The sequence below is a fragment of the Fulvimarina fulva genome (assembly GCF_039652615.1).
Taxonomy (GTDB): Bacteria; Pseudomonadota; Alphaproteobacteria; order Rhizobiales; family Rhizobiaceae; genus Fulvimarina.
Genome location: NZ_JBDJAC010000014.1, coordinates 52,011 through 64,646, shown reverse-complemented (window position 1 = coordinate 64,646; position 12,636 = coordinate 52,011). Strand labels below are relative to the sequence as shown.

General features: G+C 62.2%; 13 protein-coding genes. 4 read left to right on the top strand and 9 right to left on the bottom strand.

Annotated elements, in window-relative coordinates; translation table 11 throughout:
* Positions 1-4 precede the first annotated feature (4 nt).
* Together ABDX79_RS16810 and ABDX79_RS16805 are read right to left on the bottom strand one after the other, a co-directional pair.
* Positions 5-775: a fatty acid desaturase gene (locus tag ABDX79_RS16810; protein WP_346221461.1), complete on the bottom strand. Its 771-nt coding sequence runs from the start codon at positions 773-775 to the stop codon at positions 5-7.
* Positions 776-789: 14 nt separating this feature from the next.
* Positions 790-2,130, bottom strand: coding sequence for a glycosyltransferase (locus ABDX79_RS16805; RefSeq protein WP_346221460.1), 1,341 nt, complete (start codon positions 2,128-2,130; stop codon positions 790-792).
* Positions 2,131-2,312: 182 nt separating this feature from the next.
* On the opposite strand from ABDX79_RS16805, the gene ABDX79_RS16800 reads away from it, so the two are divergent.
* Both ABDX79_RS16800 and ABDX79_RS16795 read left to right on the top strand, forming a co-directional pair.
* Positions 2,313-2,921 (top strand): DUF2585 family protein, encoded by a 609-nt coding sequence (locus ABDX79_RS16800; RefSeq protein ID WP_346221459.1) that lies wholly within the window; start codon positions 2,313-2,315, stop codon positions 2,919-2,921.
* A gap of 181 nt (positions 2,922-3,102) precedes the next feature.
* The gene (locus ABDX79_RS16795) at positions 3,103-3,645 is read left to right on the top strand and encodes a sterol desaturase family protein (RefSeq protein WP_346221458.1); all 543 of its coding nucleotides are present in this window, start codon (positions 3,103-3,105) and stop codon (positions 3,643-3,645) included.
* A gap of 104 nt (positions 3,646-3,749) precedes the next feature.
* Here the strand turns inward: ABDX79_RS16795 and ABDX79_RS16790 are convergent, their stop codons facing one another.
* The 4 genes from ABDX79_RS16790 to rpmE form a co-directional block, all read right to left on the bottom strand.
* Entirely contained in the window at positions 3,750-4,688 is a 939-nt protein-coding gene (locus ABDX79_RS16790) for an HlyD family secretion protein (RefSeq protein WP_346221457.1), read from the bottom strand.
* A 21-nt stretch (positions 4,689-4,709) separates the two neighbouring features.
* Positions 4,710-4,913 carry a DUF1656 domain-containing protein gene (locus ABDX79_RS16785; RefSeq protein WP_346221456.1) on the bottom strand — a complete coding sequence of 68 codons (204 nt, stop codon included), beginning with the start codon at positions 4,911-4,913 and terminating at the stop codon, positions 4,710-4,712.
* Positions 4,903-7,035, bottom strand: a complete 2,133-nt coding sequence (locus ABDX79_RS16780) for an FUSC family protein (protein WP_346221455.1) — start codon at positions 7,033-7,035, stop codon at positions 4,903-4,905. Before ABDX79_RS16780 ends, ABDX79_RS16785 begins: the two co-directional genes overlap by 11 nt.
* A 321-nt stretch (positions 7,036-7,356) precedes the next feature.
* Entirely contained in the window at positions 7,357-7,578 is a 222-nt protein-coding gene (rpmE, locus tag ABDX79_RS16775) for a 50S ribosomal protein L31 (RefSeq protein WP_007067658.1), read from the bottom strand.
* A gap of 243 nt (positions 7,579-7,821) precedes the next feature.
* Between rpmE and ABDX79_RS16770 the strand changes: the two genes are divergently transcribed.
* Complete coding sequence (locus ABDX79_RS16770) at positions 7,822-9,621, top strand: ABC transporter transmembrane domain-containing protein (protein ID WP_346221499.1); 1,800 nt, start codon at positions 7,822-7,824, stop codon at positions 9,619-9,621.
* A 133-nt stretch (positions 9,622-9,754) separates the two neighbouring features.
* Positions 9,755-10,171 carry a DUF7282 domain-containing protein gene (locus ABDX79_RS16765; protein WP_346221454.1) on the top strand — a complete coding sequence of 139 codons (417 nt, stop codon included), beginning with the start codon at positions 9,755-9,757 and terminating at the stop codon, positions 10,169-10,171.
* Between the two features lie 96 nt (positions 10,172-10,267).
* Here the strand turns inward: ABDX79_RS16765 and ABDX79_RS16760 are convergent, their stop codons facing one another.
* The 3 genes from ABDX79_RS16760 to ABDX79_RS16750 all read right to left on the bottom strand — a co-directional run bounded on the left by ABDX79_RS16760 (position 10,268) and on the right by ABDX79_RS16750 (position 12,604).
* Positions 10,268-10,795: a peroxiredoxin-like family protein gene (locus ABDX79_RS16760; protein WP_346221453.1), complete on the bottom strand. Its 528-nt coding sequence runs from the start codon at positions 10,793-10,795 to the stop codon at positions 10,268-10,270.
* Between the two features lie 132 nt (positions 10,796-10,927).
* Entirely contained in the window at positions 10,928-11,260 is a 333-nt protein-coding gene (locus ABDX79_RS16755) for a c-type cytochrome (protein ID WP_346221452.1), read from the bottom strand.
* Positions 11,261-11,344: 84 nt separating this feature from the next.
* Positions 11,345-12,604: a PQQ-dependent sugar dehydrogenase gene (locus ABDX79_RS16750; RefSeq protein WP_346221451.1), complete on the bottom strand. Its 1,260-nt coding sequence runs from the start codon at positions 12,602-12,604 to the stop codon at positions 11,345-11,347.
* Positions 12,605-12,636: the final 32 nt, after the last annotated feature.

Sequence of the window (12,636 nt, the reverse complement as noted above, 5' to 3'; positions counted from 1 at the left end):
GAGGTCAGGCTTCGCGAATGTGTGGCAGCGCCCACCACGGCGTCCACGGCGCCACATGATGCTCGTGATGATAGCCGAAATGGAAGCAGGTGGCGAGCGAGGCGAGATAGCCGAATTCGTTCGAGCGCGAATTGTGTTCGTCGGCGAAACCGTCGTCCTCCTCGTGCCGGTGCGGCCGGTAGGTTCCGAAATAGAACAGCTGGAGGGACGAGAGCAGCGAGGGCAAGCCGTAGAACAGGACGACGTTCGTCACCGGCACGCCGAACACGACGAGGTAGGTCGTGACGACGGTGGAGACGAAGAGCACCGATCTCAGGCCGAAATAGCGGGAGAAGAAGGTCCTGAACCAGGGCCAGAAATTCTCCGGATCGTCGGCGAAGAAATCCGGGTCCGCCTCCGTGCCCGGCGCGTCGTGATGGGCGAAGTGAGCGTCGCGGATCTTTTTCCAGGCAAAGCCCGCATAGACGAACAGAATGAAGCTGCCGATGGCGGAATTGGCTCTTGGATGCCCCGGCGCGAGCGAGCCGTGCATCGCGTCATGGGCCAGAATGAACAGCCCGACCGTCAGCCAGCACTGGAAAGCGGCAATCAGCGGCACCAGCGGCAGGGTTGCCCAGGAAATATCGAAAAAGAACACCGCCGAGATGTGAACCGCGAACCAGCAGGCGATGACGCAGACGCAGAGCGTCAGGCCGATGAGGGTCTGATAAGGGCGGATCTTCGGGCGATCGGGTATCAGAGTACGGGTCGAGGCGTCGTGAAGATCGTCGTGCACGGATTGGCTCGGGCTCATAGTCTTGCAGATAGGCCAGCCTTGACCAAGGCGACGTCGTTGGCGACATCCGGACGCGCGGCATAACGCCTCCGGCTTCCGCTCCTTTCAGCACCAGCAAGCAGACGATCGACGAGTTCGGCGGCCGTCTGCGTGCCCCCGGCTTTTGCGATTTCAGAGCGGATCGGCGCGATATGCGTCTCATAGGCCGCTCGATTTGCGATCAGTTTCGCCAGCGCTTCGGTAACGTTTCCAAGTTTTGCCCGCTTGGCCGCGATGGTCTCGCCGACGCCGTGGTAGAGAATGCGGGCGCCGACACCCGGCTGATCGTAGCCGACCGGCAGCGCCAGCATGGGCGTACCGGCCGCGAGACAGTCCAGCACCGTGTTCAGACCGCCATGGGTCACGCAGATATCCGCACGCGCGAGCATTTCGGGCTGATCGGCAAAATCGACGACCCAGTCGGCCGAAAGCCTGGCGGCCTGCCTAGCGCTGAGCCCACCGCAATGGGCGATCATCACCTGCAGATCGAGCCGCCGGCAGGCCGATGCGATCGCCTTGAAGAGATCGAACCGATGCCCCTGCATCGTCCCGAGAGAGGCAAAGACGAAGGGCCGCTTCGGATCGATCGGGAACCGCTCATCGCCTCTGAGACGCGTGACCGGCGCACTGCGGATCGGGCCGACCGGCCGCAGATTGGGGCTTCTCGGCCTCGGAAAATCGAAACCCTCGACGGTCTGGGCCAAGCGAAGTGTGGGCGAGAGGCAGGAGACATCGTCCTTGCGGCCTTCGAGACCGAAACGCTCTGCCCATGTTTCGATGACCTTGCGCTGTCTGCGCATGAAGATGCCGCCGACCAGCTCGCCGCCCCGATTGCGGGCAAGCCCACGCTCACTCGGATCGTAGGGCCAGTCGAGAAACGGCAGGGGCATCGCCACATCGCGCTCGATCGGCAGCGCGGCGGCAAACGAGATATGCGGCAGGTCGAGATAGGCCGCGACGAGGCCGGCCCCCGGCTCGAATTCATCGGCAAGCACCGCATCGATCCGGTTCGCCCGGAAGATGCACGGCGCAAGGCGGCAGAACTGGTCCGTGGCCGCCGCGCGGTCGGCGACGGCCCTCAATATGCCCAGCACGCCGGCCCCGCCGCTGTCCCGGCGCTTCCTGCCGCTCTGCGGGGACGAGCCGGAAGCTGCTATCGTCACGATGGACGTGCCCGGCCGCTGCACCATGGCCTCAGCGCCTTCGGGCAATATAAAGACGATCTCATGCTCACGCATCTCAAGCGCCTGGCCGAGAACCTCGAATGCTCTGATATGACTGTAATACGCCGGGCAGACGAGAGCTATGCGCGCCAATGAGACCAATCCCGAAAGTCGAAGCGAATCGACGCAGACAGGCGCCACTCGAACATTTGCAACCTAACTAGCATGAATTGAGAACTGCATGGGCTTGGTATGATGTCGACAGGTTTGAGAGCGGCTTATCGGTCTGTTCGGCCGAACCGGTCGGCGAGTCGATGCTGATGGAAAGGAGACGAATGTCGACGGCGCGCGGTTCCCGGCTCGATCGTCAGACGGTCCATCAATGGTGGCTCCGCTCCGTCTCGGCGGCCTGGCCCATCGCCTCGACGCTGGCCTGCCTGCTGCTCACGAACGGCCTTGTCGTCCTCTACCTCTGGGCGATCGGCAGACCCTTCGTCGCACCGGACGAACCGCTGAAGCTTTTCAGCACAGACCTCTCGGTCAGAGCGAACTCGCTCCATCTTGCCGACCCGTATTCCTTGCTGCACGCCATCTTCGGCATCGGCCTTTTCCTGTTCCTCGACCGGATCAAGCCCCATTGGCCCATGCGGGAAAAGCTGATCGTCGCAATCCTTGGCAGTGCGGTTTGGGAAATCGTCGAGAACACGCCATTCGTGGTGGCGCTCTTCAACGATACGAGCAGTCCGGCAGCCTATAAGGGCGACAGCATCGTCAATTCAGTGAGCGATGCCCTGTTTGCCGCCGCCGGTTTCCTCTTCGCGCGATACACGCCCCTGTGGGTTTCACTGGCCGTCGCACTGGCGCTGGAACTTCTGGTTTCGGTCTGGATCTCGGACGGCCTGATCCTTGGGACCCTCAAATTGTTCGGCCTGTCTCCGTTTTGATACGGCAACGCCACGCGGCGCAGATGCGCCTGTCAAACCGGTAATCACGACGCGATCAGACCTGTTTCGCAAGGCCGGCGCGGCTTATGCGCCCGCCGCCCGGGAGGGGCGTGCCATATCCTCGCCGGATACCTATAATGAAGGCGAAGAGCACACCACCGGAAACGCCGACAGAGACCCCATGACGATCTGGACACTCTATTACGTCAGCCTGACCCTTATCACCGTCGCCCTGATGGAGGTCTATGCGTGGTGGGCCCACAAGTTCGTCATGCACGGGAAATTCGGCTGGGGCTGGCACAAGTCCCATCACGAGGAGACGGAAGGCTGGTTCGAGAAGAACGATCTCTACGCGGTCGTCTTCGCCGGCTTCGCGATCGGGCTCTTCACCGTCGGCCATTATCTCTCGCCGACATTGCTCGCCATCGGCTGGGGCATCACGATCTATGGACTTCTTTATTTCGTCGCCCATGACGGCCTCGTGCACCAGCGCTGGCCGTTCAATTATGTGCCCCATCGCGGCTATGCCAAGCGCCTCGTCCAGGCCCATCGGCTGCACCATGCGGTCGAGGGACGCGAACATTGCGTCTCGTTCGGCTTTCTCTACGCGCCGCCCATCGACAAGCTGAAGCGCGATCTGCGCGAATCCGGCGTGCTCGAGCGCGAGCGCATCGAGCGATCCCTTACAGAACAGGGTTCCGCCCACGCACCAGTCCGCAGCTGACCGCACGGCGCCCTGCCCCGTCCTGCGCCGAAGCGATAACACCAGGCGATTTTAAAGGTCCGCCGGCAGCCGGAGCGGCGGCGACAGCCATTCGTTCCGGCGACTTAATGAAGACTGGCGAACAGCCCCGTCACCTTCCGGCCAATCCAGTCGAACACACCCTCGTTCTGCGTCCTGTCATCACCGGTCGGTTCGATGATCACGGTCGCCGTCGTGCCGGAGACGAGCGGAATTCCATCGGGAAGCTCCAGAATGGCGATCTGGACGGGAACGCGCTGGGCAAGTCGTATCCACTGGAAAGAAGCCTTCGGCATTTCCAGCAGCTCCGACGATTCGCCCTGTTCGCGATAAATGCCGCGGGCAATGCCCTGCACCTTGCCCTTCAGCACCTGAGAGTTCGCCATCAGGTTGATCTTCGCAGCGTCGCCGACCTTGATGCCCGGTAGCTTCGTCTCCATGAAATAGGCATCGATCCGGAAGGAGTTCTTGTCGACGATCGCCATGAAGGCATTGCCGGCGGAAACGAAGTCGCCCGTATCGGCGGTGAGGTTCGTTATATAGCCGCTTACCGGGGCTTCGATCGTCGTGCGTTCGAGATCGATCTGGGCCGCACGCAAGTGTTCTCGTGCCGCCTCGAGCGAAGCCTTCGCCGCCGTCGCCTGCAGCTGGGCATTGGCAACCTTCACATTGGCGATGGCCGCGGTGTCCTGGTTCTCCAATTCGGTCAGACGCGCCGCTTGTTGCTGCTGCAGCCTGAATTCGGCCTCTGCCTGAGCGACCTGAGCCTGGGCCTGTGCGACGGAGGTCTCGTAGCCCCTCTGATCGATCCTCAGAATGACGTCGCCCTTCTTCACCTCCTGATTATCGACGACGTTGAGCTCGGTGATCGTGCCCGGCACGTAGCTTGCGATCTCGACGACGTCCGCGCGCACATGGGCGTCGCGCGTCCACGGGTTCTCGAAATAGGTGGTCCAGATATAGACGACGCCGAAGATGGCCGCGATCACGATGGCGGCAGTGAGGAGAAGGCGAATGACGATCATGCGGCGAGGATATCCCGAAGCTCAGAAGTCTGGATAGAGCACCGAGACGATGCCGAAGAGAAAGAAGTAGAGCGCAAGCCGCGCCAGGGGCGGATGCCAGAAGAACCGCCAGATCGAGAACCGCAGCATGACATAGTCGACGAGAAACCACGACGCAGCCGCAAGCAGGGCGCAGAGGATGAGAGAGGGCGCGAACACACCGATGACGGAGATCTCATGACGCATGGGCGTTCTTTCGTGGCAGTGCGATACCTCCAAGCTCGACGAGCGTCCTGATCTGTTCGATCGCGAGCGCGTAACGAAGCGTCGCGCTTTGTTTCAAGGCGCTGATCTCGCTGTCGGACAGGAGTTCGGCCGCGTGGATCCGTGCCTGTTCCAGAACCCCGATCTCTTCGGACGTATCCTCGCCGCTATGTTTAAGCGCGGCGTTGGCCATCGCCTCGCGCACTTTCGGGAGATCGTCCTTCAGGCGGGCCGGTAAACGGTTGTGCCGTCGAAGCCTCTCGATCGCGATCAGTTCGCGTCCAGCCTGCGTGATTGCCCGCACCCGCTTCACCAGACGGGCGTCGCCCTCATTGTCCATATCGAGGTCACCGCCATAATCGGCGACGACATCGATTGCCTGGGCAAGGAAGGTGTTCTCGTTGCGAGCCCGGCCGGAGGCCGCGGATCGCAACAGCTTCGTTCCCGCCTTGTTGAGGTGGCGCCGAAGCCAAGCCGTATTTTCCGGGAAGATTATATACATCGCCGAGATGAAGGCTGCCGGCATGATCATCAGAGTCATCACCGTATTGATCAGACGGGCCGGATCGTAGACCTGTGTGTTGGACGGCTGCAGAGCGATGGCGAGCATGATCGTCGAGCCGAGCGCGACCGCCCGGTTCGGTCCCTTGCAGACGTAGAAGATCACGAAGATCGTGGGCAGGAACAGGGTGAGAAACCCGGTAAACCCGGTCATATATGGCAGCATCAGCATCAGCATCAGGGCAATGATGCCGCCAGAGAGAAAGCCCATGAAGATCTTGATGCCCGCCGTTGCGAACATCGCGCGCGGCAGGATCGTTGGGATCAGGAGAGAAAGAGCGCCGGTGATGAGCGCCAGGATCGCGCCATTGCTCCAGGCGGAAAAGATCCAGAACAGGCCGACGCAGACAAAGGCGGACGCCGGCCTCAGCCCGCGCTGGATGGCGGCACTTCTGTCGGGATAGCGTGTCGAGAAGCTGACCTCCGGCAGCGCATCGCGCTTCGGATCGGCGACAGCCGCCGCCGCCTCCAGCGTGGCGGCGAGCGAGATGGCGGATTGGCGCAACCAGAAAAGCAGCAATCCCTCGGCGCGCTCCGCCTTGCTCTTGCTGAGGACGACCGCCTTCATCGCCTTCTTGCGGTCGATTGTCTCGGCGTAGTCGCGGAGCGCCGTAATTCGATCTCCTGCCGTTTCCAGGTGGGAAAGCGGGCTCGGAACATCCTCGATCAGCTCGCTGAAGCGGCTACGCTTGGCTTCCAGATCCCCGTCGAGAATACCCTCGTCCGTCGCCTGTGCGACAACTGTGGAGAGTGCTCCCGTATCGATATACAATGCATCGAGACGGGCAGTCGCCGTGCGAACGCGCGTGAAATCGGGCCCAGAATGGGCGCGCTCCAGCTTCTGCGCACGCAGCAGCGTGAAGAGCCCATCAAGGCTGGTCGCAGCGCCCAGACGGGCTTTCGCACTCTGCTCTGCATTGATCCGCGCAGCATCGCGCAAAAGGTCGAGCACCTTGCCCGTCGCGGTCGTGAAATTATCGATGAGATCATCCCCGACGGAGCGCGGAAAGATCGTCAGAAGCACCATGAAACTCGCGATCACCGCGATAATCGTCTCGGTGGACCGCCAGTAGGCGTAAAAGAACCCCATCTGGGCATTCGCACCGGTATCAATCGCAACCACGAGCGCGGTGAGGCCGGCCGTGCCGTAGGCGTACCCATCGAAACCGACCTGCGAGCGGGCATTGTAGCCGCAGCCGAAGATCCAGAGCGCCAGGCAGGCAATCATCACGAGGCCATTCTGCGCGAAAAGCCCGATGAAGAAGAGCACGACCGCTGCGCCGGTCAATGTTCCGCCGACACGCGCTGCGCTGCGCCAGACGGTCGTGCCGGACTGCTGGGTGGCGACGAGCGGGAGCGTCAACAGCGCCCAGTATGTGTTGGGAAGGTCGACGAGAAACGCCAGAAACATGGTGATGCCGGCCGCGACCATCACCTTGAACGCGTAGAGAGCCTGTGCGCCATCGAGGCCGATCGCCGAGAGGCCGCCGGTTATCCGATTCTCCCAGCTGATTGCGTCCGCTGAGGTCGCGGTGTCACTCATCCATGATCGTCCCAGCCGAAAAACCGCAGCGGCAGCGCCCGGCTTGCCGGGAAATTAGAGCGGCGGCGCACCTTTCCAGCCCGCGCTTCGGCCCATGCCGAAAAACGGCCCGTCTTCGCCGACGCAGAGCACGAGGGCCTACTGCTGCGGCCGTTCCCGCGTATCAAGACTTCTCGACGCTCAAACCGCTTTGCATGCCCTGATCACACGGCCATAGAACGGCAGCAGCATTATGGTCGGACAAACGAAGAAAGCCCGGCAGACACGAAAGCCTGCCGGGAGAAATCCCTTTTCGATGGCGCGAAAGGACCCGCCGGTAAATTAGATGCCGAGGCCTTCGTAGCGCTTCTTGAAGCGCGAAACGCGGCCGCCGCGATCCATCAGCTGCTGATTGCCGCCGGTCCAGGCCGGATGGGTCGTGGGGTCGATGTCGAGGTTCATCTTGTCGCCCTCGGAACCCCAGGTCGAACGGGTCTGGTATTCAGTGCCGTTCGTCATGACCACGGTGATCATGTGGTAGTCGGGATGCAGATCTTGTTTCATAACCATCGTCCTTGGCTTCGGCAGAACCCCAAGAGACCGGCGCTCCCAGCATGAAGCTGGCCAAAAGCCCAGGTTGTCGCGGGGGACAAGAAGCCGTTCAAAGCTTCCAAATTCAGGGGCGAGCCTATACACAAGCCGCGCGTCCACCGCAAGGCCATGGCGCGCGCGATGTCGCACCGAACTTGAAACGCCCGGCAAACGGGCGGACTTAAACCCCGAACGGGGAAGGCGTAACGCTTGAGTTTGACGAGCAGCAAGAACACCGAAGATGCCCGGAAGCGGCGCAATCTGCGTCCTCTTCGCAGGCTGGTTCCCTATGTGAAGCACCACAAGGGGCTCGCCATCGGCGCTGTGATTTTCCTCACACTCGCAGCGCTCGTCACGCTTTCCCTGCCACTTGCCGTGCGCCGCGTCGTCGACGAGGGCTTCACCTCGTCCTCGACTTCTCTCATCAACGCCTATTTCGTCATGCTCTTCGTGCTGGCCGCGCTTCTCGCGATTTCCAGCGCGTGCCGATATTTCTTCGTCGTCACCCTCGGCGAGCGCGTCGTCGCGGAAGTGCGCAAGGATGTCTTCACCCACGTAACGAAGCTCTCGCCAGCCTTTTACGACCGCTCGCTGTCCGGCGAGATCGTCTCGCGGCTCGCGGCCGATACGACGCAGATCAAGTCCGCTGTCGGCTCCACCGCCTCGGTTTTCCTGCGCAATGCGATCCTCTTTCTTGGCGCACTCGCCATGATGATCGTCACCAGCCCGAGCCTGTCGCTGATCGTGATCGCGGCGATTCCTCTCATCGTCCTGCCGCTCGTCGCTTTCGGGCGCGGCGTGCGCCGGCGCTCCCGCGAGGCGCAGGATACGCTCGCAGAGGCGACGGCCTATGCCTCGGAAGCGATCGGCGCCATGCGTACGGTCCAGGCCTTCACAAGCGAAGGCGCGGTCTCAAAGCGTTATGGCGATGCCGTCGACCGGGCCTTCGGTGCGGCGAAATCCTCGATCAAGGCCCGAGCGATGCTGACGGCCGTCGCGATCTTCCTGATTTTTGCCTCGATCGTCGCGGTGCTGTGGATCGGTGCGAGCCGCGTCGCGCTCGACACGCTTTCACCCGGCACGCTCGGCCAGTTCCTGCTCTACGCGGTCTTTGCGGCCGGCGCCCTCGGCCAGCTTTCGGAGGTCTGGGGCGAACTGGCGCTCGCTGCAGGTGCCGCCGAGCGCCTGAGCGAAATCCTGATGGAGGAGCCGCAGGTCGTCGCTCCAGCCCAACCGCTCCCCCTGACGTCACCCTCCGAAGGCCGGATCGTCTTCGATCATGTGACCTTCGCCTATCCGAGCCGGCCCGACCTGCCGACGATCGAAGACCTGAGCTTCACGATCGCCCCCGGCGAAACCGTCGCCATCGTCGGGGCGTCCGGCGCGGGAAAATCGACGATCTTCGGACTGATCGAGCGTTTTTACGACCCCCTGTCCGGCACGATCGCCATCGATGGCGTCGATATCGCGAAAGCCGACCCGGCCGATGTGCGCGCACGCATCGCCTTCGTTCCCCAGGACACGACGATCTTCGCAGCCTCGGTCGTCGACAACATCGCCTTCGGCCAGCCCGGCGCGAGCGAGGCCGAGATCCGCTCCGCCGCCCAATCCGCCCTCGCCTCGAATTTCATCGAGGCGCTCGACAGGGATTATGCGACACTTCTCGGCGAGCGCGGCATCACGCTGTCGGGCGGCCAGCGCCAGAGAATCGCGATCGCCCGCGCGATCTTGCGCGATGCGCCGATCCTTCTTCTCGACGAGGCGACGTCCGCGCTGGACGCCGAAAGCGAGGTCTTGGTCCAGAAAGCCCTCGACGAGCTCATGGTGGGGCGCACCACCCTGGTGATCGCCCACCGTCTGGCGACGGTTCTGAAAGCCGATCGGATCCTCGTTCTCGACGGCGGCCGCATCGTCGAGGAAGGCACCCATCAGAGCCTGATCGAGAAAAACGGCCTCTATGCCCGTCTCGCCCGGTTGCAGTTCGACGCTGGCCAGATACGCCAGGCAGCGGAGTAAAGCCCTCCTGACGGACACGTGAACGACTTCGAAAAATCAATAACGAAAAAAAGAATTCGAAACCATTCGTTCGGCCAACCGTATCTTCCCCGAACATCCGAAACAGGATGTGAAGATAACGGAAGGATTCTACATGACCCGCACGATGATTGCACTTCTCGCATCCGCTGGCTTCGCTACGGCAGCTTTCGCGCAGTCCGACAACATGACGCCAGGCGTCACCGCCTCCAATCAGGACGTTTCCGGCGGCTCCGTGACGGCTGAATCCGTAACCGCTCCCGAAGCCGGCTGGCTCGTCGTTCACCGCACCGATGCCGACATGAAGCCCGGCCCGGTCGTCGGCCACACCGCGCTCCAGGCGGGCGAGAACGAGAACGTGACGGCGGATCTCGATGAAGAGGTCGCAAGCGGCGACATGCTCATGCTGATGGTCCACTCCGAGGCCGGCGGCAATGAAGAAGGCGTGTTCGAATACACGCTCGGCGCCACCGAAGACGGCCCGATCAAGGTCGATGGCGAACTCGTCCAGACGACGGTCACTGCACAGTAATTACCGCATAGGTTTTGGGCTTTTGCCCACTGAAACGAGAAAAGGGCTCCTTGCGGGCCCTTTTCTTTTGTCTGTCGGTGACATCGTCCTCAGGAATCAGGCGGCGAGAGTGCCGCGGACCGGATAGTCTTTCTCGATAATGAACGTCAGCCCCTCGATCAGGCCGTCGAGCGTCGGCCGGGCGAAGGGGACGTTCTGGAGGTGGAGCGAGTAGAGCGTTCCGTCAGGTCTTATCGCCGCGATACCCGGCTCTGCGAACCGCGCAGGCTCGGCATCCTGTTCTTTCTTCGAGATATAGAGACCCCACTCGCGCGCGCTCGCCTCACTGAGGCCATAGCCGATGGCAAGATCGTCGATCGACCATTCGGCCTTCTGTTTCTCGGCCCGATCCCTTTCGTCCATCGAAATGGCGTGAACCTTCACGCCGATTTGCCTGAAGGCGTCGAGCTTCCCGTTCAATTCCTCGAGCTGCTTGCGGCAGATCGGACAGTGCAATCCGCGATAGAAGAAGACGAGGGTGAAATTTTCGGGCCGGTCACTTCGAAGATCGATCGCCTCGCCGCCAAGCGCCTCCACCTGAAGCTGCGGTGCGGTCTGTCCCGGTGTCGGGGTCGTGTGGGTCATGGGAATTCCTTTCTCGGATCCGGTGCGGGACCAGAGCTATGTACGAGCAGCCCACATGTCGAACCGGGTCACCCGGAAACGAGCGATGACCTTCCGCCAAACCGTGATGAGGTCACTCATCGCGTTCTGGTGTCATTTCTGCGGAAGCGTCGCCGTCACCTCGATCGAGGCATACCAGGCGGAAAGGTCCGCGATGTCCTCGTCGCTGAGGCTGGATGCGATGATCGACATCTGCTGATGCTGGCGCTCGCCCGATTTGAAGGCCTTGAGCTGAGCCTCGGTATAGATCGGGCTCATGCCGGCAAGGTTCGGCGCATCGGGCTGGACCGCGATGCCGTCCTTGCCATGGCAGGTTGCGCATTGAGAGGCCTTCTCCCGCCCTGCGGCGGCATCGGCCGCGAGGACTTGCGCCGGCAACGCGAAAGTCGAGATCATGACTGCGGAGAGGACGAGCCGAACGATCATTCTCTTGATCCTGGATTGGCATGACGGAGATCGGACGGCGCGACCAGATGTCCGCGCCGCCCAGGATTTCGAACCCGGCGAGGTCTATTGCTCGTAGGAGATCCGGTAGAGCGCGCCTGCCAGATCGTCGGAAACCAGCAGCGATCCGTCCTTCATCACCGAGACGTCGACCGGCCGGCCGATATATTCGCCGCTGTCAGTCAGCCAGCCTTCCGCGAAAGGCTCCGGCTCGCCGGCGGTCCCGTCCTCGTTAAGCGGCGTGAACATCACGCGCGCACCGACGGGCTCCGTGCGGTTCCAGGACCCGTGCTGGGCCGAGAAGATTCCGCCCCGGTATTTCTCCGGGAAACTGTCCGCGCCGTAGAAGTCCATTCCGAGATCGGCCGCGTGGGCCACCGTCTCGGCCTGCGGCATGACGACGTCCGCCGGAATGTCCTCGTCCTTGTACTCGTTGGTGCGCACGTCGCCGCCGCCATACCAGGGGAAGCCGAAATTCTGGCCGGCTTTTTCCGCCATGTTAATCTCGCCGGGCGGGATATCGTCCCCCATGCCGTCCACCTGGTTGTCCGTGAACCAGAGCTTCCCGCTCTGCGGGTCGAAATCCATGCCGACCGAATTGCGCACCCCGGTCGCATAGACCTGACGGTCCGAGCCGTCGCGCTTCATCGAAATGATGCCGCCGATGCCCTCTTTCTTGTAGAGGTCCATCTTCTCCTTCGGCGGCACATTGTAGGGCTGGCCGAGCGAGATGTAGAGGCGGTCGTCGGGTCCGATCCGGCAGACGCGGGCGGTATGGTTGAAGCTCTCCTCCGACTTCGGAACGAGCTCGCCCTGCGGCGTAACGACGCCCACGGCGACATCCGGACTTTCGTAGAAGAATTCCGCCGCCGGCAGCACCAGGACGCGGTTCTGCTCGGCGATGTAGAGGAAACCGTCATCGGAGAAGCAGACGCCGTTCGGGATCGTGAAGTCGATCGACGGCGCGAATTCCTTCACCTCGTCCGCCACGCGGTTCTTGTCGCGATCGGTGACCACCCAGACATTCTGCTTGCGCGTTCCCACGAAAGTCGCAACGCCCTGGGGCCCGTTCGCAATGTGCCGGGCGTCCGGGACGACGGCGTAGAGTTCTATCTTGAAGCCGTCCGGCAGCTTGATCTGTTCGAGATTCTTCTTCAGCTGATCGGCATAGTCGCCGGTCTGGTCGACGGTTTTGAATTCCATCGACGTGCCGGTCGACTGCATGCCCTGCAGCTTTTCCATGTTGTCGGGGATGTCCTGCGTCTGCGCGCCGGATGCGACCGTCAGGGCGAGCACAGCCGCCGAGGCCAGAAGCCAAGTCTTCATGAATTCCTCCCTTTGCCGCCTTTACGGCGTGC

Coding starts and splice junctions, on each gene's coding strand:
- ABDX79_RS16785 (WP_346221456.1), bottom strand. CDS start 4,913: ATGCGTCATGAGATCTCCGTCATCGGTGTGTTCGCGCCCTCTCTCATC.
- ABDX79_RS16780 (WP_346221455.1), bottom strand. CDS start 7,035: ATGAGTGACACCGCGACCTCAGCGGACGCAATCAGCTGGGAGAATCGG.
- ABDX79_RS16765 (WP_346221454.1), top strand. CDS start 9,755: ATGACCCGCACGATGATTGCACTTCTCGCATCCGCTGGCTTCGCTACG.
- rpmE (WP_007067658.1), bottom strand. CDS start 7,578: ATGAAACAAGATCTGCATCCCGACTACCACATGATCACCGTGGTCATG.
- ABDX79_RS16760 (WP_346221453.1), bottom strand. CDS start 10,795: ATGACCCACACGACCCCGACACCGGGACAGACCGCACCGCAGCTTCAG.
- ABDX79_RS16750 (WP_346221451.1), bottom strand. CDS start 12,604: ATGAAGACTTGGCTTCTGGCCTCGGCGGCTGTGCTCGCCCTGACGGTC.
- ABDX79_RS16755 (WP_346221452.1), bottom strand. CDS start 11,260: ATGATCGTTCGGCTCGTCCTCTCCGCAGTCATGATCTCGACTTTCGCG.
- ABDX79_RS16790 (WP_346221457.1), bottom strand. CDS start 4,688: ATGATCGTCATTCGCCTTCTCCTCACTGCCGCCATCGTGATCGCGGCC.
- ABDX79_RS16795 (WP_346221458.1), top strand. CDS start 3,103: ATGACGATCTGGACACTCTATTACGTCAGCCTGACCCTTATCACCGTC.
- ABDX79_RS16800 (WP_346221459.1), top strand. CDS start 2,313: ATGTCGACGGCGCGCGGTTCCCGGCTCGATCGTCAGACGGTCCATCAA.